Origin of the sequence: Microbacterium sp. Yaish 1 (genome assembly GCF_002245215.1) — a bacterium.
Lineage (GTDB): Bacteria > Actinomycetota > Actinomycetes > Actinomycetales > Microbacteriaceae > Microbacterium.
This window is the reverse complement of record NZ_NPMR01000002.1, coordinates 218,869-244,201: the sequence shown is the minus strand read 5'-3', so window position 1 is coordinate 244,201 and position 25,333 is coordinate 218,869. Positions and strand designations below refer to the sequence as shown.

19 protein-coding genes are annotated in these 25,333 nt (G+C 71.2%); 7 read left to right on the top strand and 12 right to left on the bottom strand.

Annotated elements, in window-relative coordinates:
- Window positions 1-38 precede the first annotated feature (38 nt).
- The 8 genes from gmk to pyrR are packed head-to-tail and all read right to left on the bottom strand — an operon-like array spanning window position 39 to window position 9,546.
- Window positions 39-935, bottom strand: a complete 897-nt coding sequence (gmk, locus tag CI089_RS10165) for a guanylate kinase (protein ID WP_094261489.1) — start codon at window positions 933-935, stop codon at window positions 39-41.
- Window positions 928-1,797 carry an orotidine-5'-phosphate decarboxylase gene (pyrF, locus tag CI089_RS10160; RefSeq protein ID WP_094261488.1) on the bottom strand — a complete coding sequence of 290 codons (870 nt, stop codon included), beginning with the start codon at window positions 1,795-1,797 and terminating at the stop codon, window positions 928-930. Before pyrF ends, gmk begins: the two co-directional genes overlap by 8 nt.
- The gene (gene carB, locus CI089_RS10155) at window positions 1,794-5,081 is read right to left on the bottom strand and encodes a carbamoyl-phosphate synthase large subunit (protein WP_094261487.1); all 3,288 of its coding nucleotides are present in this window, start codon (window positions 5,079-5,081) and stop codon (window positions 1,794-1,796) included. The genes pyrF and carB overlap by 4 nt, the downstream gene beginning before the upstream one ends.
- On the bottom strand, window positions 5,081-6,229 hold the full coding sequence (gene carA, locus CI089_RS10150) for a glutamine-hydrolyzing carbamoyl-phosphate synthase small subunit (RefSeq protein ID WP_370877309.1): 1,149 nt from the start codon (window positions 6,227-6,229) through the stop codon (window positions 5,081-5,083). The genes carB and carA overlap by 1 nt, the downstream gene beginning before the upstream one ends.
- Entirely contained in the window at window positions 6,226-6,750 is a 525-nt protein-coding gene (locus tag CI089_RS10145) for a PH-like domain-containing protein (protein ID WP_094261486.1), read from the bottom strand. Before CI089_RS10145 ends, carA begins: the two co-directional genes overlap by 4 nt.
- Entirely contained in the window at window positions 6,747-8,057 is a 1,311-nt protein-coding gene (locus CI089_RS10140) for a dihydroorotase (RefSeq protein WP_094261485.1), read from the bottom strand. The genes CI089_RS10145 and CI089_RS10140 overlap by 4 nt, the downstream gene beginning before the upstream one ends.
- The gene (locus CI089_RS10135) at window positions 8,054-9,019 is read right to left on the bottom strand and encodes an aspartate carbamoyltransferase catalytic subunit (RefSeq protein WP_094261484.1); all 966 of its coding nucleotides are present in this window, start codon (window positions 9,017-9,019) and stop codon (window positions 8,054-8,056) included. The genes CI089_RS10140 and CI089_RS10135 overlap by 4 nt, the downstream gene beginning before the upstream one ends.
- Window positions 9,016-9,546, bottom strand: a complete 531-nt coding sequence (pyrR, locus tag CI089_RS10130; protein ID WP_094261483.1) for a bifunctional pyr operon transcriptional regulator/uracil phosphoribosyltransferase PyrR — start codon at window positions 9,544-9,546, stop codon at window positions 9,016-9,018. The genes CI089_RS10135 and pyrR overlap by 4 nt, the downstream gene beginning before the upstream one ends.
- A gap of 144 nt (window positions 9,547-9,690) precedes the next feature.
- On the opposite strand from pyrR, the gene mvk reads away from it, so the two are divergent.
- From mvk to CI089_RS10100, 6 genes are read left to right on the top strand one after another with little or no spacing between them, the layout of a single operon-like run.
- A complete protein-coding gene (gene mvk / locus CI089_RS10125) occupies window positions 9,691-10,695 on the top strand; it encodes a mevalonate kinase (protein ID WP_179223309.1) in 1,005 nt (334 codons plus the stop codon).
- Complete coding sequence (mvaD, locus tag CI089_RS10120) at window positions 10,692-11,660, top strand: diphosphomevalonate decarboxylase (protein ID WP_094261482.1); 969 nt, start codon at window positions 10,692-10,694, stop codon at window positions 11,658-11,660. The genes mvk and mvaD overlap by 4 nt, the downstream gene beginning before the upstream one ends.
- Window positions 11,657-12,802, top strand: a complete 1,146-nt coding sequence (locus CI089_RS10115; RefSeq protein ID WP_094261481.1) for a phosphomevalonate kinase — start codon at window positions 11,657-11,659, stop codon at window positions 12,800-12,802. Before mvaD ends, CI089_RS10115 begins: the two co-directional genes overlap by 4 nt.
- Window positions 12,792-13,871 carry a type 2 isopentenyl-diphosphate Delta-isomerase gene (gene fni / locus CI089_RS10110; RefSeq protein ID WP_094261480.1) on the top strand — a complete coding sequence of 360 codons (1,080 nt, stop codon included), beginning with the start codon at window positions 12,792-12,794 and terminating at the stop codon, window positions 13,869-13,871. The genes CI089_RS10115 and fni overlap by 11 nt, the downstream gene beginning before the upstream one ends.
- The gene (locus tag CI089_RS10105; protein WP_094261479.1) at window positions 13,868-14,914 is read left to right on the top strand and encodes a hydroxymethylglutaryl-CoA reductase; all 1,047 of its coding nucleotides are present in this window, start codon (window positions 13,868-13,870) and stop codon (window positions 14,912-14,914) included. Before fni ends, CI089_RS10105 begins: the two co-directional genes overlap by 4 nt.
- Entirely contained in the window at window positions 14,911-16,065 is a 1,155-nt protein-coding gene (locus CI089_RS10100) for a hydroxymethylglutaryl-CoA synthase (RefSeq protein WP_094261478.1), read from the top strand. Before CI089_RS10105 ends, CI089_RS10100 begins: the two co-directional genes overlap by 4 nt.
- A 148-nt stretch (window positions 16,066-16,213) precedes the next feature.
- On the opposite strand, the gene CI089_RS10095 is transcribed toward CI089_RS10100, so the two are convergent.
- Both CI089_RS10095 and CI089_RS10090 read right to left on the bottom strand, forming a co-directional pair.
- Window positions 16,214-19,129, bottom strand: a complete 2,916-nt coding sequence (locus CI089_RS10095; protein WP_094261477.1) for a UPF0182 family membrane protein — start codon at window positions 19,127-19,129, stop codon at window positions 16,214-16,216.
- A 41-nt stretch (window positions 19,130-19,170) separates the two neighbouring features.
- On the bottom strand, window positions 19,171-20,292 hold the full coding sequence (locus CI089_RS10090; RefSeq protein ID WP_094261476.1) for a YlbL family protein: 1,122 nt from the start codon (window positions 20,290-20,292) through the stop codon (window positions 19,171-19,173).
- 125 nt (window positions 20,293-20,417) lie between these two features.
- Here CI089_RS10090 and CI089_RS10085 point away from each other — a divergent pair, with 125 nt between their 5' ends.
- A complete protein-coding gene (locus tag CI089_RS10085; protein ID WP_094261475.1) occupies window positions 20,418-21,839 on the top strand; it encodes a zinc-dependent metalloprotease in 1,422 nt (473 codons plus the stop codon).
- A 790-nt stretch (window positions 21,840-22,629) separates the two neighbouring features.
- Here the strand turns inward: CI089_RS10085 and CI089_RS10075 are convergent.
- A complete protein-coding gene (locus tag CI089_RS10075) occupies window positions 22,630-24,384 on the bottom strand; it encodes an ATP-dependent helicase (protein WP_094261474.1) in 1,755 nt (584 codons plus the stop codon).
- Complete coding sequence (gene nudC, locus CI089_RS10070; RefSeq protein ID WP_094261473.1) at window positions 24,381-25,295, bottom strand: NAD(+) diphosphatase; 915 nt, start codon at window positions 25,293-25,295, stop codon at window positions 24,381-24,383. Before nudC ends, CI089_RS10075 begins: the two co-directional genes overlap by 4 nt.
- Window positions 25,296-25,333 lie beyond the last annotated feature (38 nt).

Genomic DNA, 25,333 nt, shown 5'->3' with positions numbered 1-25,333 from the left:
CCGCGCCGCAGGCGCAGGCATCCCCCCAGTCTACGCGATCAGTCGGCCAGCGCGGCGACCTCGTCGGCCGCACGCGCCACGGTGTCGTTGACGACGCGGTAGTCGAACTCGCCCTGCGAGGCGAGCTCGACGCGCGCAGTGCGGAGGCGACGGGCGCGTTCCTCGGCGTCCTCGGTTCCCCGGCCGACCAGCCGGTCGACCAGTTCGTCCCAGCTCGGCGGCAGGAGGAAGACCAGGGTCGCGTCCGGCGCGGCCGCGCGCACCTGACGGGCTCCCTGCAGGTCGATCTCCAGCAGCACCGTGCGCCCCGCCGCCAGCGCCGCCTCGATGGGCGCCTTCGGCGTGCCGTACCGGTGGCGGTTGTGCACCGTGGCCCACTCGAGCAGCTCGCCCTCGGCGATGAGCCGGTCGAACTCGGCGTCGTCGACGAAGTAGTAGTGCTCGCCGTCGACCTCCCCCGGCCGGGGGGCCCGGGTGGTCGCCGACACCGACAGCATGATCTCGGGATGGTTGTCGCGGATGTGCGCGGCGACCGTTCCCTTGCCGACCGCAGTGGGGCCGGCGAGCACGAGCAGCCGCGACCGGCCGGCGCGCGGCTGCGGCTCGGGCAGGCGGGCATCCAGGAAGTGCTGCAGCGCGAGCCGCTGGCGCGAGCCCAGCCCACCGAGGCGCTTCACGGGCGAGATGTCGAGATCCGCGAGGATGCGGTCGCGCTTGTTCTCTCCGATCGCCGGGATCGCGGTGAGGAAGTCGGTCACCCGCATCGCGCCGGCCGGCGACTCGGGGTCGGCGAGAGCGCGCCGCAGGAGCTCCTGAGGCGAGATCACGCGCATCGCGACATCCTTCTTCAGCGCCGCCCGCTCGCGCCGCGCTTCGACCGCACGGCGCGACGCGGCGGCGCGGTCGACCTCGGGCGGGTGGGGACGATCAGCCACGGGTTTCCTCCTCTGCCTCGGCCAGCTCCCGCCGATGCGCCTCGATGGCCGAGACGATCCCGTCGGGACCGGCGGCGAGCACGCTGCGACTGGCGCTCGCGATCACCTGGGCCGCGAGCGACCCGAACACCGAACGCGCGTCCCCCAGCGCGACACCCTGCGCACCGAAACCCGGCGCGAGGATCGGGGCCCCGCGGAGCGACTCATCACTCAGACCGAGGTCGCCCCGATCGACGGTCGCCCCGACGACGAGGCCCACGTGCCCGAGTCCGCCGCCCTGCGCCGCGGCGCGGTTCGCCCAGCCGACCCCGGACGCCACCCAGTCCGCGACCGTCTGGCCGCGCCGAGCGTCGACCGCGGTGACCTCCGCGGACTGCAGCCCGAATGCCTCGGGGTTGCTGGTCGCAGCGAGGACGAAGACGCCCTTGCCGGTGCGGGCGGCGGCGGTGATCGTGCCGCGGAGGGACCCCGGGCCGAGGTACGGGCTCACCGTGACGGCATCCGCCTCCAGCGGGGCGCCCGGCTCGAGCCACGCCGCGGCATAGCCGTCCATCGTGCTGCCGATGTCGCCGCGCTTCGCATCCGCGATGACGATGAGGCCAGCGTCGCGCGCGGCGCGCTGCACCTCCTCGAGCGCGGCGAATCCCCCCGATCCGTAGCGTTCGAAGAAGGCGACCTGCGGCTTGACGATGCCCACACGCCCGCCCGCGGCCTCGACCACGCGCAGGCCGAACTCGCGCACGCCCGCGGCTGAGGCCGCGAGGCCCCAGTCCGCGAGCAGTGCGGCATGCGGGTCGATGCCGACGCAGAGCGGCCCGTACGTCTCGAGCGCGCCCGACAGGCGCTCCCCGAATGCGGTCACCGGCGCCCCGCCCGCTCGAGGGCGTAGTCCTGCAGGCTCTTGACCTCGAAGCCCTCCCGGAGCACGGGCAGCGCGCTGACGGCGGCACCGAGAACGGCCATCGTGGTGAACAGGGCACGGTCGCCCGCCACGGCCGCGGCGCGGATCTCGTACCCGTCTGCTCGTGCCACGCCGCCCGAGGGCGTGTTCACGACCATGTCGATCTCGCCGGCGTTGATGAGGTCGACGACGTTGCGCTCGCCCGATCCCTGCGTCTCGGAGTACTTGCCGACGACCTCGACGCGGATGCCGTTGCGGGCGAGGATCTCGGCGGTCCCCTCCGTCGCGATCAGACGGAAGCCGAGTTCCTGGAGCCGGTGGGCCGGCAGGATCACGGCGCGCTTGTCGTCGTCGGCGACCGACAGGAACACGGTGCCCGAGGTCGGCATACCGCCGTAGGCGGCCGCCTGGCTCTTGGCGAACGCCGTCGGGAAGTCGCGGTCCATTCCCATGACCTCGCCCGTGGAGCGCATCTCGGGTCCGAGGACCGAGTCGACGGTCCGGCCGTCCGCCGTGCGGAAGCGCTTGAAGGGGAGCACAGCCTCCTTCACCGCGACCGGCGCATCGAGCGGGACCCGCGAGCCGTCCTCGGCGGGCAGGAGCCCTTCGGCCTTCAGCTCGTCGATCGACGACCCTGCCATGATCCGCGAGGCAGCCTTGGCGAGAGGGATGCCGAGCGCCTTCGACACGAACGGCACGGTGCGGCTCGCACGCGGGTTCGCCTCGATGACGTAGAGCACGCCCGCCGAGACGGCGAACTGCACGTTCAGCAGACCGCGCACGCCGACACCGCGGGCGATCGCGAGAGTAGCCTCGCGCACCCGGTCGATCTCGGTGCGCCCGAGCGACATCGGGGGCAGGGTGCAGCTCGAGTCGCCGGAGTGGATGCCGGCCTCCTCGAGGTGCTCCATCACGCCGCCGATGTAGAGCTCCTCGCCGTCGAACAGGGCGTCGACGTCGAGCTCCACGGCGTCGTCGAGGAACCGGTCGACCAGCAGCGGCAGGCCGGGCCCGATGATCGCCTGGTCGGCGACGCGCACGAAGTAGTCGCGCAGGCTCTCGGTGTCGTAGACGATCTCCATGCCACGGCCACCGAGGACGAAGCTCGGGCGGACCAGGACGGGGTAGCCGATCGACTCGGCGACCTCGACGGCCCCCTCGACGTCGATCGCGGTGCCGTTGCGCGGAGCCACGAGACCGGCGTCGTCGAGCAGACGCGAGAAGAGCTCGCGCTCCTCCGCCAGGTCAATGGCCGCGGGCTGGGTGCCCAGGATGCTGTACCCGGCGGCCTCGATGCCCTTCGCGAGCCCGAGCGGCGTCTGACCGCCGAGCTGGCAGATGACGCCGAGGATCGTGCCCGACTGCGACTCGGCGTGCAGCACCTCGAGGACGTCCTCGAGCGTCAGCGGCTCGAAGTAGAGCCGATCGCTCGTGTCGTAGTCGGTCGAGACCGTCTCGGGGTTGCAGTTGACCATGATCGTCTCGTAGCCGGCATCCGACAGCGCGAAGCTCGCGTGGACGCACGAGTAGTCGAACTCGACGCCCTGCCCGATGCGGTTGGGGCCCGAACCGATGATGACGACCTTCGTGCGGTCCGAGGGGGTGACCTCGGTCTCGGTGTCGTAGGACGAGTAGTGGTACGGCGTGAGCGCGGGGAATTCGCCGGCGCAGGTGTCGACCGTCTTGAAGACCGGCCGCAGGCCGAGGCCGTGGCGCACGCCGCGCACCTCTTCTTCGGTGATCCCGCGGAGCTGCGCGATCTGCGCGTCGCTGAACCCGTGGTCCTTCGCCGTGCGGATGACGTGCTCGTCGAGCTCGCCGGCGTCGGCCACGAAGGCTGCGACCTCGTTGATGAGCTCGATCTGGTCGAGGAACCACGGGTCGATCGCGGTGGCTTCGAAGGCCTGCTCGATCGTGGCGCCCTTGCGCATCGCCTGCTGCAGGACCACGATCCGGCCGTCGGTCGGGGTCTTCGCGATCTCGAGCAGCTCGTCCACCGAGCGCTCCTCGTCGCCCCAATGGAAGCTCGATCCCCGCTTCTCGAGCGAGCGAAGCGCCTTCTGAAGCGCCGTGGCGTAGTTGCGCCCGATCGCCATCGCCTCGCCCACCGACTTCATGGTCGTCGTGAGAGTCGTGTCGGCGGCCGGGAACTTCTCGAAGTTGAAGCGCGGCACCTTGACCACGACGTAGTCGAGCGTCGGCTCGAAGCTCGCCGGGGTGACCTTCGTGATGTCGTTCGGGATCTCGTCGAGGCGGTAGCCGATCGCGAGCTTCGCGGCGATCTTCGCGATCGGGAATCCGGTCGCCTTCGACGCCAGTGCCGACGAACGCGACACGCGCGGGTTCATCTCGATGACGATGATGCGCCCCGTCTGCGGGTCGACCGCGAACTGGATGTTGCAGCCGCCGGTGTCGACGCCGACGGCGCGGATGATGTCGATGCCGATGTCGCGCATCTTCTGGTACTCGCGGTCGGTCAGCGTGAGCGCCGGGGCCACTGTGATGGAGTCGCCGGTGTGGACGCCGACCGGGTCGACGTTCTCGATCGAGCAGACGACCACGGTGTTGTCGGCCGAGTCGCGCATGAGCTCGAGCTCGTACTCCTTCCACCCGAGGATCGACTCCTCGAGCAGGACCTCGGTCGTCGGCGAGTCGCGCAGGCCCGCTCCCGCGATGCGCCGCAGATCCTCCTCGTCGTACGCGAAGCCCGAGCCGAGCCCGCCCATCGTGAAGGAGGGGCGCACGACGAGGGGGTAGCCGAGCTCGGCGGCCCCCGCGAGCACCTCGTCCATCGTGTGGCAGATGCGGCTGTCGGCGACATCCGCTCCCGAGTCGATGACGAGCTGCTTGAAGATCTGCCGATCCTCGCCCTTGTTGATCGCCTCGAAGTTCGCGCCGATCAGCTCGATGTCGTACTTCTCGAGGATGCCGTGCTTGTGCAGGTCGATCGCCGCGTTCAGGGCGGTCTGGCCGCCGAGGGTCGGCAGGATCGCGTCGGGGCGCTCCTTGGCGATGATCGTCTCGATGACCTGCCACGTGATCGGCTCAATGTACGTCGCGTCGGCGAAGTCGGGATCGGTCATGATCGTCGCCGGGTTCGAGTTGACGAGGATGACGCGGACGCCCTCCTCGCGGAGGACGCGGCACGCCTGGGTGCCGGAGTAGTCGAATTCGCAGGCCTGGCCGATGACGATCGGCCCCGACCCGATGACGAGGACGCTCTGGATATCGTCGCGCTTGGGCATCAGTTCTTGTTCTCCTGGGTCGCGATCACGAGGTCGCGGAAGCGGTCGAAGAGGTAGTTGGCGTCGTGCGGACCAGCCGCGGCCTCGGGGTGGTACTGCACCGAGAAGGCCGGCAGGTCGAGGGCGCGCAGCCCCTCCACGACGTTGTCGTTGAGGCCGACGTGGCTCACCTCGACGCGGCCGAAGCCGGCGGGGCTGTCGACGACGCCCTCGATCGGCGCGTCGACGGCGAAGCCGTGGTTGTGGGCGGTGATCTCCACGCGGCCGGTCTGCTTGTCGAGCACGGGCTGGTTGATGCCGCGGTGGCCGAAGGGCAGCTTGTACGTGCCGAAGCCGAGGGCGCGGCCGAGGAGCTGGTTGCCGAAGCAGATCCCGAAGAACGGCAGCTTCTCGGCCAGCACACCCCGCAGGAGCTCGACGTGGTGGTCGCTCGCGGCCGGGTCGCCCGGACCGTTGGAGTAGAACACCGCGATCGGGTCGATCGCGCGCAGCTGCTCGAGCGTGACGTCCTGCGGCAGCACGTGGACGTCGAACCCGCGGGCTGCGAGGTTGTTCACCGTGGCCTGCTTGACGCCGAGGTCGAGCACCGCGAGGTTTCCGAGCCGCTCCCCCGTCGCCGGGGTCACCTCGGCGGCGGGCACCGACACCTCGGCGGACAGGTTGCGACCGGTCATCTCCGGCGCCTCGCGGACGATGCGCAGCTGCTCCTCGGGATCGATGTCTGCGGCGTCGCCGCTGAAGACGCCGCCGCGCATCGAGCCCGCCGAGCGCAGGACGCGCGTGACGGCGCGCGTGTCGATGCCGCTGATGCCGACGATGCCGTCGCGCTCGAGCGACTCGTCGAGCGAGTTCTCCGAGCGCCAGTTCGACACGACCCGCGAGGGATCGCGCACGATGTAGCCGGCGACCCAGATGCGGCGCGACTCGACGTCCTCGCCGTTCATGCCGGTGTTTCCGATGTGGGGTGCGGTCTGCAGCACGATCTGGCCGGCGTAGGACGGGTCGGTGAGGGTCTCCTGGTAGCCAGTCATGCCGGTCGCGAAGACGACTTCTCCGAGGGTGGTGCCGCGCGCGCCGTAGGCGCGGCCGATGTGGCGGGATCCGTCCTCGAGCACGAGCACGGCGGGGTCACGGGTGAACAGTGTCACGCGTCGCCTCCTGGGGTCTGGGTGGGGGTCACGATGGTCTGGATGGCATCGGCCAGCGCGCGGGCCGATGCGGTCTGGGGCCGGAAGTAGCTGTCGACGATCGTCTCGTCGTCGATCAGCCAGCTCAGGCGGGTGAGGCCCTGCTTCTCGACGACACGGTCGATCGCGACGGTCGCCTGATCGACGGAGACGATGCGTTCTGCGGAGATGAACAGGCGCGGCTGACCGGTCAGGTCGATGGCCACGCCGTCACCCGCGCCTCCCGCGGCGACGATGACGTCGACGCGGGAGCGGAATCCGAGCCCGCGGATGGCGAGGCGCTCGAGCGGCTCGTCGTGGCGGGTCGTCGCGACGTAGAGTCCCGAGATCGTCACCGTCGGCACGGCGTCGGCGGGAAGTTCGCCGACCGGTGCCGCGAGGCCGCTGTCGCGCCTCGTTCGTCGTCGCCAGGCCCAGACCCCGAGCGCGAGCAGCGCCAGGGCGACGGCGACCATGACGAGCAGAGCGCCCTCGCGGGTCACGGGCGTGCTCCCGGACGGTCGAGCAGGTCGCCGTCGGCGACCGTCGCCGTGCCGCGGAAGAACGTCCAGCGCACCTCGCCGGGCAGCTCGCGGTCGAGATAGGGCGAATTGACGCTCCGGCCGCGCAGGTCGGCATCCGTGAAGGTGCGGACCGGGCGCGGATCGTAGAGCGTGAACGAGGCGGGACGGCCCGCCTCGAGCGGCGTACCGGCGTCGGCCAGGCGACCGATCCGAGCGGGAGCCGTCGAGAGCACGCGGGCGACGTCGTCCCAATCGAGCAGTCCGGTGTCGACGACCGCCTGCTGCACGACCCGGAGTGCGGACTCGAGACCGACCATGCCGTTGGCGGCCGCAGCCCATTCGCAGCTCTTCGCCTCGGCGGGATGCGGGGCGTGGTCGGTCGCGACGATGTCGATCGTGCCGTCGGCGAGGCCCTCGCGGACCGCCCGCACGTCCTCGTCGCGGCGGAGCGGCGGGTTGACCTTGAAGCGGGCGTCGTAGCCGCGGACGAGCTCTTCGGACAGCAGCAGGTGATGGGGCGTCACCTCGGCGGTCACGTTCACGCCGCGCTTCTTCGCCCACCGGATGATGTCGACCGAACCGGCCGTCGAGAGGTGGCAGACGTGCAGACGCGAGCCGACATGCTCGGCCAGCAGGACATCGCGCGCGATGATCGACTCCTCGGCCACCGCCGGCCATCCGGCCAGGCCCAGCTCGGCCGACACGCTGCCCTCGTTCATCTGAGCACCCTCGGTCAGCCGCGGGTCCTGTGCGTGCTGGGCGACGACCCCGTCGAACGACTTCACGTACTCGAGGGCGCGCCGCATGATGAGCGGGTCGAAGACGCAGAAGCCGTCGTCGCTGAAGACGCGGACCCGCGCGCGCGAGGCCGCCATCGCGCCGAGCTCGGCCAGGCGCTCCCCCTTCTGCCCGACCGTGACGGCGCCGATCGGCTGCACGTGCACGTAGCCGGCGGCCTCGCCCAGGGCGAGCTCCTGCTCGACCACGCCCGCGGTGTCGGCGACGGGCGAGGTGTTGGGCATCGCGAACACGGTCGTGAACCCACCCGCCGCCGCCGCGCGCGATCCCGTGAGGATCGTCTCGGATGCCTCGTAGCCCGGCTCGCGCAAGTGTGTGTGCAGGTCGACGAGTCCCGGCAGGGCGATGAGGCCGTCGGCGTCGACGACGGTGGCACCGCTGGCGCTCAGCCCGGTGCCGACCTCGGCGATGGTCCCGTCGACGATCACCATGTCGATGGCGCCGCCGCCGGCCCGGCGCGCTCCGCGGATGAGGAAGCTCTCGCTCATCGTCCGTCCTCCTCAGCTTCGGTGCGCTCGCCCGCGAGCAGCAGGTAGAGCACGGCCATCCGCACCGAGACACCGTTCGCCACCTGCTCGAGCACGGTCGAGCGCGGCGAATCGGCGGCGGCGGCGGAGATCTCCATCCCCCGGTTCATCGGGCCGGGGTGCAGGACAATGCTATCGGCCGGAAGCGCCGCGAGTCGCGCCGCGTCGAGCCCCCACGTGCGCGAATACTCCCGTTCAGTCGGGAAATACGCCGCGTTCATGCGCTCGAGCTGGATGCGCAGCATCATCAGCGCGTCCGGTCCGTCTGCAATGGCCTCGTCGAGGTCGTACGCGACGCGGACCGGCCAGGCCGAGACGTCCTGGGGCACCAGGGTCGGCGGCGCGACGAGGGTCACCTCTGCGCCGAGTGTCGTCAGCAGCCAGACGTTCGACCGCGCGACGCGCGAATGCAGGATGTCGCCGACGACCGTCACCCGGAGACCCGCGAGGTCGCGGCCGCGGCTAGCGGCGCCGAAGAATCGCTTGCGGATGGTGAAGGCATCGAGCAGGGCCTGCGTCGGATGCGCATGCGTGCCGTCACCGGCGTTGACCACACCGGCACTGATCCAGCCGCTGGTGGCGAGCGTCTGCGGAGCGCCCGACGCGCCGTGCCGGATCACGACCGCGTCGGCCCCCATCGCCTGCAGCGTCTGCGCGGTGTCCTGGAGCGACTCGCCCTTGGACACCGACGATCCCTTCGCCGAGAAGTTGATGACGTCGGCCGACAGCCGCTTGGCTGCGGCCTCGAACGAGATCCGGGTGCGCGTGGAGTCCTCGAAGAAGAGGTTCACGACGGTCTTGCCGCGAAGCGTCGGGAGCTTGCGGACCTCACGCTGCTGCGTAGCGGACATGTCCTCGGCGACGTCGAGGATGCGCAGGGCGTCGCGCCGATCCAGGTCTTTGGTGTCGAGCAGGTGCCTCATGAGCCGATCGTCACCTCCTCGACGCCGTCGACCTCGCGCAGACGCACGTTGACGCGCTCGTCGCGGGCGCTCGGGAGGTTCTTGCCGACGAAGTCGGGGCGGATGGGGAGCTCGCGGTGGCCGCGGTCCACGAGAGTCGCGAGTCTGACGGCCGCGGGGCGGCCGATGTCCTGCAGCGCGTCGAGGGCCGCGCGGATCGATCGTCCGGAGAACAGCACGTCGTCGACGAGGACGACGACCTTGCCGTCGAGGCCGCCCTCCGGGATCTGCGTCGGCTGCGGCGCCCGCGTCGGATTGCGGTGCAGATCGTCGCGGTACATCGTCACATCGAGTGCTCCGACCGGAACGACGGTCCCGGAGATCTCCGCGAGGAGCGAGCCGATGCGAGCGGCGAGGGGAACGCCCCGCCGCGGGATGCCGAGGATGACGAGGCCGGCGGGTCCCCTGTTCGATTCGAGGATCTCGTGCGAGATCCTCGTCAGGGCCCGGGCGATGTCGGCTTCATGCAGCACGATGCGCGTGCTCATCCGCCGCTCCCTTCTCCGCCTCACAGGACGGGGTTAAAGGTTGCTGGGTGCGGGGGCCATGATAGCGGTCCCGACCGCCTCCGAGCACATCGTCGCCCACTCGGGCCCCGCCCGGGAGCGGGCTGTTACGCTCGACGAAATTCCATGACTGCACCGACCGACGTCCCCATCGCACCGGACGCCCGTCTGCACGTGGCAACGCACGGCTCGGCCGCGGAGCCCGGAGCGACGGGTCGCGCCGGTGCGAAGGCTATCCTCCTCGGCGAGCACGCCGTCGTGTACGGCCGCCCGGCGATCGCGATCCCCGTGCGCGCGCTCGGAGTGGAGGCGCACGCCCGTCCTGCCGACGACCGCGGCCACCTGGCGAGCACGCTCTACCACGGTCCCATCGCCCAGGCGCCGGATCGCCTGGGCGTCACCCTCACCGCGATGCGCGCCGCGCTCGCCGCGGCCGGCAGGCCGGGCGCAGCGCTCGACATCGCGATCGAGAGCAGCATCCCGGCCGAGCGCGGACTCGGCTCGAGCGCCGCCGTCTCGGCCGCGGTCATCGAAGCCGTGCTCGGTGCCTGCGGATTCACCGCCGACGACGAGACGATGCACGAGCTCATCCAGACCGCCGAACGCGCCGCGCACGGGGCACCGAGCGGTCTCGACGCCCGGACGGTGCGCGCCCGCAAGGCCGTATGGTTCGACCGCGGTCGCATCGAGCCCGTCTCGGTGGGTGACGACCTCGTGTTCGTCATCGCCGACACCGGGGTGCGCGGGCGTACCCGCGAGGCTGTCGCGGCCGTCGCGGACCGCCGCGAGCACGACCCCCGCGGCGTGGAGTCGGCCCTGGACGAGCTCGGCGAGCTCGCGACCGCGCTGCGCGGCGACGTCTCGACGGCCGACCGCGATGCGATCGGGAGGGCGATGAGCCGCGCGCACGAGCTGCTGAACGGCCTGGGAGTCGGAGACCCCGCCCTCGACCACCTGGTCCGCGCCGCCATGGCGGGAGGCGCGCTCGGGGCCAAGCTGACCGGCGGAGGCCGCGGCGGCTGCGTCCTCGCGCTCGCCCGCGACACCGCGTCCGCCGAGGAGCTCGGCGGACGACTCACCCGCGCCGGCGCCGCCGCGGTCTGGACCACCACCGTCGAAGGAGTGGCATGAGCACCGCGACAGCCATCGCGCACCCGAACATCGCGCTCGTGAAGTACTGGGGAAAACGCGACAGCACGCTCAACCTCCCCGCGACGGGGAGCCTGTCGATGACGCTCGACATCTTCCCGACCACCACGACCGTGAGCCTCGACGAGGATGCCGCCGGCGACGTCCTCGTCTTCAACGGCGACGAGCGCGCCGACGGGCCCGCCGAGCGCGTCGCACGATTCCTGGACATCGTCCGTGATCTCGCCGGAAGCACGGTCTCCGCTCGTGTCGAGACGGTGAACACGGTTCCCTCGGCGGCCGGCCTCGCGTCGTCGGCCTCCGGGTTCGCCGCGCTGGCCGTCGCCGCCGCGCATGCGTACGGACTCGACCTCGACGCCCGTGCCCTCAGCCGCCTCGCCCGCCGCGGGTCGGGGTCGGCATCCCGTTCGATCATCCCCGGCTTCGCCGTCTGGCATGCCGGCGACAGCGATGAGACGTCGTTCGCCGAGGCCGTCGACGCTCCCGACCTGGCGATGGTCGTCGCGATGGTCGAGAAGCGCGAGAAGCCGGTCTCCAGCCGCGAAGCCATGCGCCGCACGGTGCTCACCTCGCCGTTCTACGCCGCGTGGGTCTCGTCGACCGCCGAGAGCCTCGACGCTGCGGCGGAAGCGTGCCGCGCCGGCGACATCGAGCGCCTCGGCCGGATCACCGAGGTCAACGCGCTGCGCATGCACGCCCTCATCCAGTCCTGCGATCCGCCCATCCGGTACCTGAGCCCGGTCAGCGTCGAGATCTTCGATCGCGTCGCCGCCCTGCGCGACACGGGCGTCGGCGCGTGGGCCACCGCCGACGCGGGTCCCAACGTCGTTGTGCTGACGCGCCCCGAATCGGTCACCGCCGTCACCGCCGCGCTCGACGGGCTCGCCGAGCTCGCCGTCGCGCGCCCCGGACCCGCTGCAGCCCTGGTCACGCGAGCCGGCGAATGACGCACGCCGAATCGACCGGCGCGATCGTCGCGCACGCGCCCGGCAAGCTCTTCATCGCCGGCGAGTACGCCGTCGTCTCTCCCGGCGAGCCCTCGGTGCTCATCGCCGTCGACCGCTACCTGACGGTCTCGCTGACCGAGAGCGTCGACGCGGGCAGCATCCACTCCCCCGAGTACAGCCGGATGCCGGTGCGCTGGACGCGCGGGCAGGACGGGCTGACCCTGGACCGCGAGCATCACCCGTACGACTACGTCATCGCGGCGATCGAGGCCTGCGAGGGGCTCCGGGCCGAGCGGGGACTGCGCCCGCGATTCTTCGACCTGTACATCGAAAGTGGTCTCGACGACCCCAGCGGACGCAAGTTCGGACTCGGCTCGTCGGCCGCCGTCACCGTCGCGACGATCGCCGCGATCGACGAGTTCTACGGTTTCGAGCTCGGCACACGGGGCCGGTACGAGCTGGCGATGCTCGCGACCATCGCCGTCGCCCCGCACGCTTCCGGCGGCGATGTCGCCGCCAGCACGTATGGCGGGTGGATCGGCTACCGCTCACCCGATCGCGACCGCCTGCGGGCGGCACGCGCCCAGCACGGCGTCGCGGCCGTCCTCGGGTCCGAGGCCTGGGACGGCGCGGAGATCATCCGCCTGACTCCCCCGTCCGGTCTCGAGCTGCTCGTCGGTTGGACCGGGCACCCGGCATCCACCGAGCGGCTCGTGAGCGGCGTCTCGCGTGGCACGAACGTCGCCGGCGACGCCCACACCGGGTTCCTGGACGCCTCGCGCGAATGCGTGAGCGACCTGTGGCGGGCCCTCGCGGGACGCGGGCCCGACGCGCCCGACCGTGCGGTGTCGGACGACGACCTCGCGCTCGACGCGATCCGCCGCAACCGGCGCCTGCTCCAGGGGCTCGGCGCACGGACGGGTGTGACCATCGAGACCGAGCGGCTGCGCATCCTGTGCGACGCGGCCGAAGCGATCGGCGCCGCCGGCAAGCCTTCCGGCGCCGGCGGAGGCGACTGCGGCATCGTGCTCGCCCCGGCGGGCGCCGACGTCGCCGGCATGCTCCGCGTGTGGGAGACGAACGACATCCGACACCTCACGATCGGCGTGCACCCGCCGGAAGGAGAGCACCATGCCGACTGAACAGGCCTCCGAGCGCAAGGACGACCACGTCCGTCTCGCCGCTGCGCAGCAGAAGGAGACGCCGCGGCCGAACGGCTGGGACGACGTGCGCTTCGTGCACCATGCCCTCGCCGGCGTCGACGCCGACCGCGTCGACCTCGGCGTCGAGGTGGCGGGCGCGCGGTGGGCGCTGCCCTTCTACGTCAACGCCATGACCGGCGGCAGCGCCTCGACCGGCGCGATCAACCGCGACCTCGCGATCGCAGCGCGCGAGACCGGCGTCGCGATCGCCTCCGGCTCGTTGAGCATCGCCCTCGACAACCCCGAGCTCATGGGCACGTTCCGCGTCATCCGCGACGAGAACCCGGACGGCTTCGTCATGGCCAACGTCGGGATCGAACGATCCCCGGACGACGCTCGCCGCGCGGTCGAGGCGCTCGAGGCCAACGCGCTCCAGGTGCACGTGAACGCGATGCAGGAGACCGTCATGCCCGAGGGCAGCCGCTCGTTCTCGAGCTGGCCGGCCTCGCTCGAGGCCATCGTCGCCGCCGTCGAGGTCCCCGTCGTCGTGAAAGAGGTGGGGTTCGGCCTGAGCGCCGAGACGCTCTCCCGCCTCGGGTCGATCGGGGTCCGCTTCGCCGACGTCTCGGGGGTCGGCGGCACCGACTTCATGCGCATCGAGAACGACCGGCGCTCGGGCCGTGACTACGCCTACCTCGCCGGATGGGGGCAGTCGGCCGTGGAGTGCCTGCTGGAGGCGCCGGCCGACGCGCCCGTCCTGCTCGCTTCGGGCGGCGTCCGTACGCCGCTCGACGTCGCGCGCGGCCTCGCCCTCGGCGCCCGCGCCGTCGGGGCATCCGGATCGTTCCTGTCCGTCGTGCTCGACGGCGGCGCGGATGCCCTGATCTCGCGCATCCGGGAATGGTCAGACCACCTCACGGCGTTGCACTCACTGGTGGGGGCGACCCGTCCGGACGACCTCCGCCGAACCGACCTGATCATCCACGGACGCGCGGCGGAGTACGCCCGTGCCCGAGGCATCGACATCGACAGCCTGGCGCGCCGCGCCGGCGGGAAGGACGCGCGATGAGCGCCGAGTTCACCCCGATCCCCCTGCGGTGGGTGGGACCGCTTCGGCTGACCGGAGACGTCGAGGCCGAGCAGGAGGTGCCCCTCGCGACCTACGAGTCGCCGCTGTGGCCGTCCGTCGGCCGCGGCGCGCGCATCTCGAGGCTCGTGGCGGACGGCATCCGGGTCACGGTCGTCGATGAGCGGATGACGCGCTCGTCGCTGTTCGTCGCCGACTCCGCGGCGGCCGCCGTCGCGGCGTCCCGCGCCATCGTCGCGCGCTTCGACGAGCTCGCCTCCGCCGTATCGGAGCGCAGCCGGCACGCCAAGCTGATCGATCTCGACACCGAGGTTGTCGGCAACCTCCTCTACCTCCGCTTCGCCCTGACGACCGGCGACGCCTCGGGCCACAACATGGTGACCTTCGCGGCCGAGACGCTCATGGAGCGCGTGCTCTCCTGGCACCCCGAGCTCTCCTACGGCTCGATCTCGGGCAACTACTGCACCGACAAGAAGGCGACCGCCGTCAACGGCATCCTCGGACGCGGGCGCAACGTCATCGCCGAGATCCTGATCCCCGCAGACCTCGTCGAGAAGCAGCTGCGCTCCACCGCGCAGCGCATCGTCGACCTGAACGTCCAGAAGAACCTCGTCGGCTCGACGATCGCCGGGGCACTGCGCTCGGCCAACGCCCACTACGCCAACATGCTGCTCGCGTTCTACCTGGCGACCGGTCAGGATGCCGCGAACATCGTCGAGGGCTCGCAGGGCTTCACGTGGGCCGAGGTTCGCGGCGACGGCGACCTCTACTTCTCGTGCACGCTCCCCCACCTCATCGTCGGCACCGTCGGCAACGGCAAAGACCTGCCCGCCGTCGACGATGCGCTCGCTCGCCTCGGCTGCCGCGACGAGCGCCCCTCCGGTGAGAACGCCCGGCGCCTCGCCGGCCTGATCGCCGCAACCGTCCTCTGCGGCGAGCTGTCCCTGCTCGCCGCCCAGACCAACCCCGGGGAGCTCATGCAGTCGCACCTGCTCCTCGAGCGCCGGAAGGATTCCACGAAGTGACCACCATCGGCATCCACGACCTCGCCGTCGCCACCGCCTCGCACGTCGTCGAGCTCGACGATCTCGCGTCGCGCGCCGACATCGACCCCGCGAAGTTCCGCGTCGGGCTCGGTCAGGAGCAGATGAGCATCCCGGGCCTCGACGAGGACATCGTCACGATGGGCGCCGCTGCCGCGCAGCGCATCATCGATCGCCACGGCGTCGACGGCATCCGTACCCTGTTCTTCGCCACCGAGACCGGTATCGACCAGTCGCGCGCGGCGGGGGTGCACGTTCACGAGCTCCTCGGACTGCCGCGCTCCGTCCGCGTCGTGGAGCTGAAGCAGGCGTGCTACTCGGCCACCGCTGCACTGCAGGCCGCTGCCGGCCTCATCGCACGCAACCCCGACGAGCGCGTCCTGGTGATCGCCAGCGACGTCGCCCGTTACGAGCTCGATACCGCCGCCGAGCCCACGCAGGGTGCCGGGGCCGTCGCCTTCCTCGTGTCGGCCGACCCCGCGATCGCTGTTCTGGAGACCGCCGCCGGCGTCTACACCGCCGAGGTCGACGACTTCTGGCGTCCGAACGACAGCGTCACCGCGGTCGTCGACGGCAAGCTCTCGGTCAGCGCCTACCTCGACGGCGTCGCGGGCGCATGGGACGACTACCGTGCGCGCGGCGGCGTCGACATCGATCAGATCGACTGGTTCTGCCACCATCAGCCGTTCACGAAGATGGCGGTCAAGGCGCATCGCGCCCTCGGGCAGCACCTGGGCGTCGAGCTCGCCCCCGAGCTGGTGACCGCCACGACCGGCTACAACCGCCGTATCGGCAACTCCTACACGGCATCGCTCTACATCGCCCTCGCGGCTCTCCTCGAGGGCGGGAACGACCTGACGGGGTCGCGCATCGGGCTCTTCAGCTACGGCTCGGGGTCGGTCAGCGAGTTCTTCACGCTCGTCGTCCAGCCGGGCTACCGCGAGGCGACGCGCGGCGCCGAGACCGAGGCGATCCTCGCGGCCCGGACGCCGGTCGACGTGCCGACCTACCGCGAGCTGCACGATGCGGCGCACCGCGACAGCACCGTCGATGTGGAGATCGCTCCCGACTCCCCCGGCCCGTTCCACTTCGCCGGTCTCTCCGGCCGCGCCCGCCGCTACACCCGCGACTGACCCGCGCTCGCCCCGCGAGAGCGCACGAACGCACGGTTCCAGCCCCCTGGCACCGTGCGTTCGTGCATTCTCGGCGCTGAGCGAGAACCGGGCCCGGATGCAGCGAGGGCCCCGACCGGAGTCGGGGCCCTCGCTCATGCGGAGAAGGTCAGTTCTGACCCTGCTGACCGAGCTCGAGCAGACGCGAGATCGCCTCCGTGAGCTTGGCGTCGGCGGCGCCGTACGCGGCCCAGTCCGCGTTCTGCATCGCGGTATTGCGCTCGGCGAGAGCGTCACGGGCCTGATTGAGCGCCGTCTGGTAGTCCGAGCTCGGCGTCGTCGGCGTCGTCGGCGCCGTTCCGCCGTCGCCGGTGCCCGGAGTCGCCTCGTCGCCCGGGCTGGGCTCGGGCACGACGTCGGTGTCGCCGGTGCTCGCACCCGAGTCGCCGCCGAACAGCTTGTCGAGCGCTTCCTGCAGCGTGTCCTCGAACGCGACCTGGTCGCCGAAGCCGACGAGCACCTTCTGCAGAGTCGGAAGCTTGGTCGCTCCAGACGACTGCACGAACACGGGCTGGACGTAGAGCAGACCACCGCCCACGGGCAGTGTCAGGAGGTTGCCGTTGATGACCTCCGACTGGCCCTGACGCAGGATGTTCGAGAACGACGACACGACGGGGTCGGCGTTGAACGTGTTCTGCACCTGGCCGGGGCCCGGAACCGGCGTCTCGGCATTGACCTCCAGCATCCGGAGCTTGCCGTACTCGGGGCTCACGACGCCGGCCTCGGAGCCCGCATCGGAGTCGACCGAGAGGTACCCCATCAGGACGTTGCGGGTGTCCTGTCCGCCGGGGATGAACGACGAGAACATCGAGTACGACGGCGCGTCCTGACCGGGCATCTTCATCGTCAGGTAGTACGGCGGCTGCAGCTGGGTGTCCTGCTGCGGGTCGTTCGGCGTCTTCCAGGCGTTGTCTCGCGAGTAGAACGACTGCGCCGTGTCGACGTGGTACGTGCCGAGCATCGCCCGCTGCACCTTGAACAGGTCGGTCGGGTAGCGCACGTGGCTCATCAGGTCGCCGCTCATCTCGCTGATGGGCTTGAGAGTGTTCGGGTAGACCTTCTGCCAGGCCTGCAGCAGCGGGTCCGTCTCGTCCCACGCGTAGAGCGTCACCTCACCCGAGTACGCGTCGACGGTCGCCTTCACCGAGTTGCGGATGTAGTTGATGTTGTCGAGCGCGACGCGAGGCTGCGGGTTCGACGAGTCGGAGATCGCGTCGCTGAGGCTGACGATCGACGAGTACGGGTAGTTCGCGCTCAGCGTGTAGCCGTCCACGATCCACACGATGCGGCCGTCGACGACCGACGGGTACGGGTCGTTGTCGAGCTCGAGGTACGGCGCGACCTTCTGCACGCGCGTCGCGGGGTCGCGGTCGTACAGGATCTGCGACTTCTCGTTGATGGCGTCGGAGAACAGGATGTCGGTCGACTGGAACTTCAGCGAGTAGATCAAGCGGTGGAAGACGTCGCCGATCGAGGGACCGCCGTCACCCTGGAACGTCGTCTTCGTCTGGCTCTCGCCTTCCTGGCCGCGCGGGTAGTCCAGCTCGATGGGCGACGAGCCCTCGGGGGCTCCGACGATCGAGTACGTCGGCGAGAACTCGCCGAAGTACACGCGCGGTTCGTACTTCTGGCCGTTCGTCAGCTCACCGGATGCCGGGATGCCGCGCTCGACGAAGACCGGGTTGCCGTCCGCGGTGCGCTCGTTGCCCTTGGCGGCGACCATGCCGTAGCCGTGCGTGTACACCAGGGTCGTGTTGTACCAGGACGCCGCGTCACCGAGCTGGTTGACGTTGAGCTCGCGGACCGAGACGACGGTGTCCTGCGACTTCCCGTCGATCTGGTAGCGGTCGACGTCGAGCGGTTCGGCGAACTGGTAGTAGGAGCGGTACTGCTCGATCTGACGGACGGTCGGCCCGATGATCGCGGGGTCCATGATGCGGATCGACGCCGTCGTGTCGGCGTCGGCGCGCAGCTGACCCGGCTCGACGTCGGTGACCGCCTGGAAGTCGGTCTTCTCGAGCCCCGAGATGCCGTAGGCGGCCTTGGTGCCCTCGATGTTGCGCTCGTAGTACTGCGACTCGAGCGTCAGCTGGTTCGGCCGCACCTGCACGTTGTTGACGAACCACGGGTAGGCGACGCCGACGACGAGCGAGGTCACGACCAGGAGGCCCGTACCGATGAGGGGGAAGCGCCAGCGGCCGATGACGGCGGTGACGAAGAAGAGCACGGCCACGATCGCGGCGGCGATCGCGAGGATCGTCTGTCCGGGGATGACCGCGTTGACGTCGACGTAGCCCGCACCCGTGATGCGGTCGTTGGGGGTGACCAGGGTGCGGTAGCGGTCGATCCAGATGCTCACGCCCTGCACCAGCAGATAGATGCCGGCGATGACCGCGAGCTGGATGCGCGCCGACTTCGAGATGCGCAGCTCGCGCTGGCCGACGCGGACAGAGCCGTAGAGGTACGACACGAGGGCGGTGACCAGGAGGCAGACGATGACGATCGCCGAGACGAAGCCCACGACCGCCGAAAGGAACGGCAGGGTGAACAGGTAGAAGCCGGTGTCGAGCCCGAACTGCGGGTCCGTGGTTCCGGTCGTCCCACCGTTGAGCCACAGCGCGACGGTCTCCCACTGCGCCGAGGCGGCGAAGCCGGCGAAGAACCCGAAGAAGGTCGGGATGCCCCACATGCCCAGCCGGCGCAGCGGCTCGACGACCTCCTGGTAGCGGTCGAGCTGCGAGCTCAGGCGGGCGTAGACCGGCCGCAGTCGATAGGCGAGCTGGATCGACAGCCAGACGGGGACCGCCATCGCGACGAATCCGACGACGAACATGATCGCGCGGGCCGTCCACTGCGTCACCAGCACGCCGTCGAAGCCGAGTTGACGGAACCACAGCCAGTCGGCGTAGAGGCTCGCGAAGATGAAGAAGGCCACCACCACGGCCGCGATGACGGCGAGGGTGATGCCGACGGCGCGGCGGGATCTGCTGGGTGTGGCCGGGTTCGGCGCTGAGGTCGTGGTCACCCCTCCATCCTAGGCGCCGCCCGCTGGGGGGAAGCCGAGCCTCAGCCCGCGGTGCAGGTCGGCAGGGCGTCGAGATCGCCGCCCTCGCTGACCGTCTCGACGACCGACAGCGCGTCGTCGAGATCCGCGACCGAGAACACCCGGAGGCCGTCCGGGATGTGGCCGACGACCTCGTTGCAGTTGCTCTCGGGCGCAAGGAACCAGTCGGCACCGGCATCCTTGGCACCGTAGAGCTTCTGCCGGATGCCGCCGATCGGCCCGACATTGCCGCTCGCATCGATCGTGCCGGTTCCCGCGAACCGCTCGCCGCCCGTCAGCTCACCGGGGGTGAGCGTGTCGATGATCCCCAGGGCGAACATCATCCCGGCGCTCGGCCCGCCGACGTTGTCGAGCTGGAGGGTGACGTCGATCGGGAAGTCGAAGTCCTGCGCGATCGTCACACCGATGACCCACCGGGTCTCGCCGTCCGTCGTCATCTGCTTCGGGGTGACCTCGACCGACCGCTGCTCGCCGGACCGGTCGACCTCGAGGGCGAGGGGACGTCCGCCCGCGGCGTTGACGGCGTCTCGCAGCGCCGCCGTGGTCGTGACGGGCTGGCCGTCGACCGAGCGGATCACATCGTCCGGCTCGAGGAGGCCCGTCGCCGGCGAGTCGTCGGCGAGCTGGTGAACGCGCACGAGAGACGTGACGTCGTACCCGAGCTCGGTCAGCGCCGCGGCGGTCGCCTCCTTCTGCGAGTCGACCATGAGCGCGGCATTCTCGTCATTGCGCTGCTCGGTCGTGACGCCTTCGGGGAAGATCTCGTCGATGGGGACGACGGCGCGCGCCGGGTCGAACCAGGCGGCGGCGAGTTCGAGCCACGACGGCGTCCGCTCGCGGTTGCCCAGGACCTCCACGGTGAGGAGGTCGAGGGTGCCCGACGTCGGGAACGTCTCGGCGCCGGAGATGCTGATGAGGGGGCGCTGCTCGCCGTCGCCGGACGCCACGGACCCGAGGGTGTCGTACACGGGCCCGGGCCGCTGGATCACGAAGGAGGTCGGCACGATCGTCAGGATCAGCAGCGCGACCAGGGAGAAGGACACGGCCCAGAGTCCCGCGAGCGAGGCCCGGCTCATGCGGCGTCGGGGCGCGGGGACGGGGGCGTTCTCGTCGAAAAGTGACACGTGCTGCTTTCTGGTCCCGGTCGTTCGCGACCGGCGAAAGCGAACGAGGTCCGTTCGCGCCGTGCGACGAGGTCGTGCGGCTAGCGTAGAACGCGAGCTGACCGCCCTGCTGAAAGGCGCCTGACATGGCTGATGACGACCGCTCTCCCGAGGACGAGTTCCAGGAGCTGCTCCGCAACCTCATGGGCCAGGGCGGCACGCTCGGGCCCGAGCAGCTCGAGCGCCTGTCGGCCATGGGCGTCGATCCCGCGATGCTGCACCAGATGATGCAGCACCTGCAGGGAGCTTTCGCCGCCGGAGGCGACGGCGGCGTCGACTGGAGCGCGACCCGCACACAAGCCCTCCATCTCGCCAACAAGGACGGACACGGCATCAGCGCGGGCGACCGGCAGGACTTCTCCGACGCCTTCGCGCTCGCGACGCTCTGGCTGAGTGAGGCCACGACGATCTCGGATCTGCCTACGCCGCCGCGGGCCCTGACCCGTGGCGCGTGGGTCGAGGCCACCCTGCCGGTGTGGCAGGAGCTCGCCGAACCGGTCGCGACCTCGGTCGCCGATGCCCTCACGGCCGCGCTGGAGTCTCAGGCACCGGAGGAGATGCAGAGCATGATCGCCGGGGCCGGCCGCCTCATGCGGACCGTCGGCGGCTCGCTCTTCGCCGCGCAGCTGGGCGCCGTCGTCGGCAAGCTCTCGCTCGAGGTCGTCTCGGGCGGCGACGTGGGCATCCCCGTCATGCCCGACGGTGAGGCCGCCATCCTGCCGCAGAACTTCGCCGACTTCGGACGCGATCTCGGCATCGATGACGAACAGCTCGCTCTGGCCCTCGCGACACGAGAGCTCGCTCACGCCCGTCTGTTCCGGCACGCCCGGTGGCTGCGGCTTCACGTCATCTCGCAGGTCACCGATTTCGCTCGGGGGATCCACGTCGACACCGACGCCCTCGAGGAGCTCGCCTCGCGCTTCGACCCATCCCAGCCCGAAGAGCTGCGGCAAGCGCTCGAGAGCGGTGTGCTGCTCCCTCAGCGTTCCGAGGCTCAGGCCGCCGCGCTCACCCGGCTGGAGCACCTGCTCGCGACGATCGAGGGCTGGGTCGACGTCGTCTCCGCCGATGCGACGACCCGTCTTCCGGCAGCCGACCGGATCTCCGAGGCGGTACGCCGCCGCCGGGCCGTCGGCGGACCTGCGGAGCAGGCCATGGCCTCGCTCGTCGGACTGGAGCTGAGGCCGCGACGACTGCGCGAGGCCGCAGCCATGTGGCGTGCGATCACGGATGCCGTCGGCGCCGACGCCCGCGACAGCCTGTGGGACTACCCCGACCTCATGCCCACCCCCGCCGATGTCGACGACCCGGCCACCCTCATCGGGCGGCTGCAGGCACGCGCGAGGGGCGAGGCTCCCGAGCGCGATGAGATGGACGACGCGCTCGAGGCCCTGCTGGCCTCAGCTGCGGCCGACGAAGACGCCGGGAACGGCACGGACGGCGAGGCGGCTGACGATCCTCGCGGGCGACGCGACGAGGACGGGCCCGAGGGCCCCGCGCCCGTCTGACCCGGGTTCCCGGCCCGCGCGCAGCCTCGCCGGGCGCCCCTCCTCCCCAGAGGCGCGGCACGACCGAGACCGCGCGCGGTCTGTGGAGACGCCGGCACGTCGGCGGCCGCCCCATCGAGAATCGGGGCCATGCTCCGTCTCGATGCGTCCGCGGCGCCGCTGTGGCGCTCTCCCTCGGCCCTGCAACTCGGCGACGAGCCCGGTGCGGCGGTGCTCGACCCCGTCCAGCCGTGGCACGAGCGCGTGATCCATGCCCTGGTCAACGGCATACCGGATGACCTGTTCGACACGATCGCGCGCGACGCGGGCGCTCCCGCCGACGAGGTGCCCCGATTGCGCCGGCTGCTGCACCCGGTGCTCGAAGAGCCGCGTCCTCGGCCCGCCCTCGCGCTCTCTTTCGGCGACGACGTCGGTCCCGCCGACCGGAAGGCGGTGCAGCATGCGCTCGCAGCGGCGGGAGCTCAGGTCGGGTCGGCGCAGGCCACGACTGTCGCCGGGGCCCGGGAGCGGGTCGTCGTCCTGGTCGCCTCCCGCCTCGTCGAGCCGCGGCGAGCCGCTGCGCTCGTGGCCGACGACATCGCTCATCTGACCCTCGAGCTCGCCGGGGACCGGGTCACGGTCGGACCGCTCGTCGTACCGGGCCGCACGGGGTGCCTGGCCTGCCTGCATGAGCATCGACGCGACCGGGATGCCGCGTGGCCCGTGCTCGCCGCACAGCTCCTGGGCCGCCCCTGTCCTCCGACCGATCCGGCGCTGATCTCGGCCGCCTGCGCGATGTCGATGCAGCTGATCAGCGCGCCGGTGACGGAGCGGACCCGGTCGATGACGCTGCGGGCGTCGTCCGGCGAGCCGACGTGGCGCGACCATGAACCTCATCGAGCGTGCTGGTGCCGATCTCCCGGACGAAGCGCGACACCTGCCGCTCATAACGCCCCGACGTCCGCGCCCACGACATCGTCAGCGTTCGCGCAGCTCGCGTGACCCCCACGTACGTGAGCCGGCGCTCCTCGTCGATCTGGTCGAACGTCGTGGCGTAGGCGATGGGCAGCAGGCCTTCCGCGAGGCCCACGAGGTGCACGTGATCCCACTCGAGGCCCTTCGCGGCGTGGAGGGTCGACAGCGTGACGGTCCGCGTGGCGATCTCGTGCTGATCCTTCGCCCGCACCTGGAGCTCATCGGTGAACGCTCGCATCGTGGTGCCCGCCGGCGCCTCCTCGGCCAGACGGAGCAGCGCCGCGCGCGCCTCCCAGGCGTCACGGAGCGGGCCGCCCGCCGGAGGCGGCTCGTCGGTCAGACCGAGCGAGCGCAGGATCGAGCGGACATCGGCGACGAGGTCGCCGGACGAGGGGGCCACCGACGCGCCGCGCAGAGCCATCACGGCCTGGCGCACCTCGGGGATGTCGAAGAAGCGTGCGCCCCCGAGCACGGCGGCGGCGATGCCGCGTCGCGCCAGCGCCGCCAGGAGCGGCGCCGATTGGGCGTTCACCCGATAGAGGACGGCGATGTCGCGAGGATCGATCCCCCGCGCGAGCTGCTCCGCCACCGCTTCGGCCACGCCGTCGGCTTCGGCGGTGTCGTCGGCGAACGCACGGATCGTCGGGCGCGGATGGTCGGGGGTCGCGCGATGGGCCGTGAGCTCGAGAGCACCGGGCCGGCCGCGCATGAGCGCGTTCGCCACGGCGACGACGCCCGCCTCGGAGCGGTAGTTGCGCTCGAGCCGCAGGATCCGGGCATCCGGATGACGCACGCCGAACTCCAGCAGGTACGACGGGTCGGCGCCCGCGAACGAATAGATCGTCTGGCTGGCGTCACCGACGACGCAGAGATCCCGGCGGTCGCCGAGCCAGAGCTCGAGCAGGCGGTGCTGCACGGGCGAGACATCCTGGAACTCATCCACGGTGAAGTGGCGGTACTGCTCGCGCACCTCCGCGACGACGCGCGGCTCGGCCTCGAGCATTCCCGCGCACGCGAGCAGCACGTCCTCGAAGTCGAGCTGCCGCCGCTCGTCCTTCAGCTGCTCGTACGAACGCTGCAGCGCGACCACCGCGTCGAGCGAGAGCGAGCCGACCGGCTCGGGCCTGTCGAGGGCGTATCGCTCGATGGAGCGCATCGTGATCTTGCGCCACTCGATGCGCGTCGCGACATCGCGCAGGACTGCCGGGTCGGGATCCAACCCGATCGTGTCGGCCGCCTGCGCGAGCAGCCGCACCTTGCTGCCCAGGATCGTCGGCGCCGCATCGCCGGCGAGCTGCGGCCAGAAGTAGTTCAGCTGCGCCAGAGCGGCAGAGTGGAAGGTGCGCGCGGCGACGCCCCCGACGCCCAGGGCGCGGAGCCGGCCGCGCATCTCCCCCGCGGCTTTCGCCGTGAAGGTGACCGCCATGACCCGACTCGGCGAGTATGCGCCGGTCTCGACGCCGTGCGCGATGCGGTGGGTGATGACGCGGGTCTTGCCCGACCCAGCACCCGCGAGCACGCACACGGGACCGCGCAGCGCCGAGGCGGCCTCGCGCTGCTGCTCGTCGAGTCCGGCGAGAGGGTCGGTCATGCCTCGTCCCCGCACCAGTCGGCGATCAGGCGACGGGCGATCGAGGCGGAGCCGGGCAGCATCACCGGCCCCATGCCCGCGAGCGAACTGCGGATCTCGGCGCGGTCGAACCAGCGGACGGCGACGATCTCCTCGCCGTCGGGACGGGCTCGCGAGGCGTCGGTGGTCACGGCGTGGAAGCCGAGCATCAGGGAACGCGGGTACGGCCACGCCTGCGACCCGCGGTAGACGAGATCGTCGACGACGACGCCGGCCTCCTCGGCGACCTCGCGACGGATCGCGGTCTCGAGAGATTCGCCCGCTTCGACGAATCCGGCGAAGGTCGAGAACCGGTTGTCCACGGCCCACGCGGCGTTCTGCCCCAGAAGCAGACGCTCGTTGCGCGCGTCGCTGACCGCGACGATCACGGCCGGATCGGTCCTCGGGAACTGCTCCCGGCCGCATCCCGTGCACAGGCGCGACCATCCGGCCGACCGCAGCCGCGCGGGGGCTCCGCAGCGCGGGCAGAAGCGGAAGTCCGCGAACCAGCGCCCCAGGGCGACGGCCGTCACGAATGCTCCGGCGTCCTCGTCGACGAGGTCGCCGCCCGACATCCGCAGCGAGGCCCAGCTGCCCTCGCCGTCGACATCGCCGTCGCCGTCCGCGGGAACGCTCTGCGCGGCGATGAGCCGGGCGGAGCCGTCGGCGGCCCGCCCGAGGAAGGCCCACTCGGTGTTTCCCGCACCGGTGGCGACGAGCTCGGGAGCTTCCCAGACGAGGCGGTCGCCACGTACGCGGGCCCGGTCTCCCCGTACCGTCAGCACGCGCGTCGTCGGATCTGCGCGGAGACGGTCGAGGAGCGTCTCGTCGGAGCGCTCCTCCGGTGACGGCTCGAAAACGGACCGGGCCAGCGCCGGCGGCTGCATTCGCATCTCGGGGACCTCTCTCGCGGGCGTGGCGCGTCGGCCTG

What these genes read in the sequence shown, in the direction of transcription:
- carB (WP_094261487.1), bottom strand. Translation starts at nt 5,081, where the DNA reads ATGCCCAAGCGCGACGATATCCAGAGCGTCCTCGTCATCGGGTCGGGG.
- CI089_RS10140 (WP_094261485.1), bottom strand. Translation starts at nt 8,057, where the DNA reads ATGAGCGAGAGCTTCCTCATCCGCGGAGCGCGCCGGGCCGGCGGCGGC.
- CI089_RS10135 (WP_094261484.1), bottom strand. Translation starts at nt 9,019, where the DNA reads ATGAGGCACCTGCTCGACACCAAAGACCTGGATCGGCGCGACGCCCTG.
- pyrR (WP_094261483.1), bottom strand. Translation starts at nt 9,546, where the DNA reads ATGAGCACGCGCATCGTGCTGCATGAAGCCGACATCGCCCGGGCCCTG.
- mvk (WP_179223309.1), top strand. Translation starts at nt 9,691, where the DNA reads ATGACTGCACCGACCGACGTCCCCATCGCACCGGACGCCCGTCTGCAC.
- mvaD (WP_094261482.1), top strand. Translation starts at nt 10,692, where the DNA reads ATGAGCACCGCGACAGCCATCGCGCACCCGAACATCGCGCTCGTGAAG.
- CI089_RS10115 (WP_094261481.1), top strand. Translation starts at nt 11,657, where the DNA reads ATGACGCACGCCGAATCGACCGGCGCGATCGTCGCGCACGCGCCCGGC.
- fni (WP_094261480.1), top strand. Translation starts at nt 12,792, where the DNA reads ATGCCGACTGAACAGGCCTCCGAGCGCAAGGACGACCACGTCCGTCTC.
- CI089_RS10105 (WP_094261479.1), top strand. Translation starts at nt 13,868, where the DNA reads ATGAGCGCCGAGTTCACCCCGATCCCCCTGCGGTGGGTGGGACCGCTT.
- CI089_RS10085 (WP_094261475.1), top strand. Translation starts at nt 20,418, where the DNA reads ATGGCTGATGACGACCGCTCTCCCGAGGACGAGTTCCAGGAGCTGCTC.
- CI089_RS10075 (WP_094261474.1), bottom strand. Translation starts at nt 24,384, where the DNA reads ATGACCGACCCTCTCGCCGGACTCGACGAGCAGCAGCGCGAGGCCGCC.
- nudC (WP_094261473.1), bottom strand. Translation starts at nt 25,295, where the DNA reads ATGCGAATGCAGCCGCCGGCGCTGGCCCGGTCCGTTTTCGAGCCGTCA.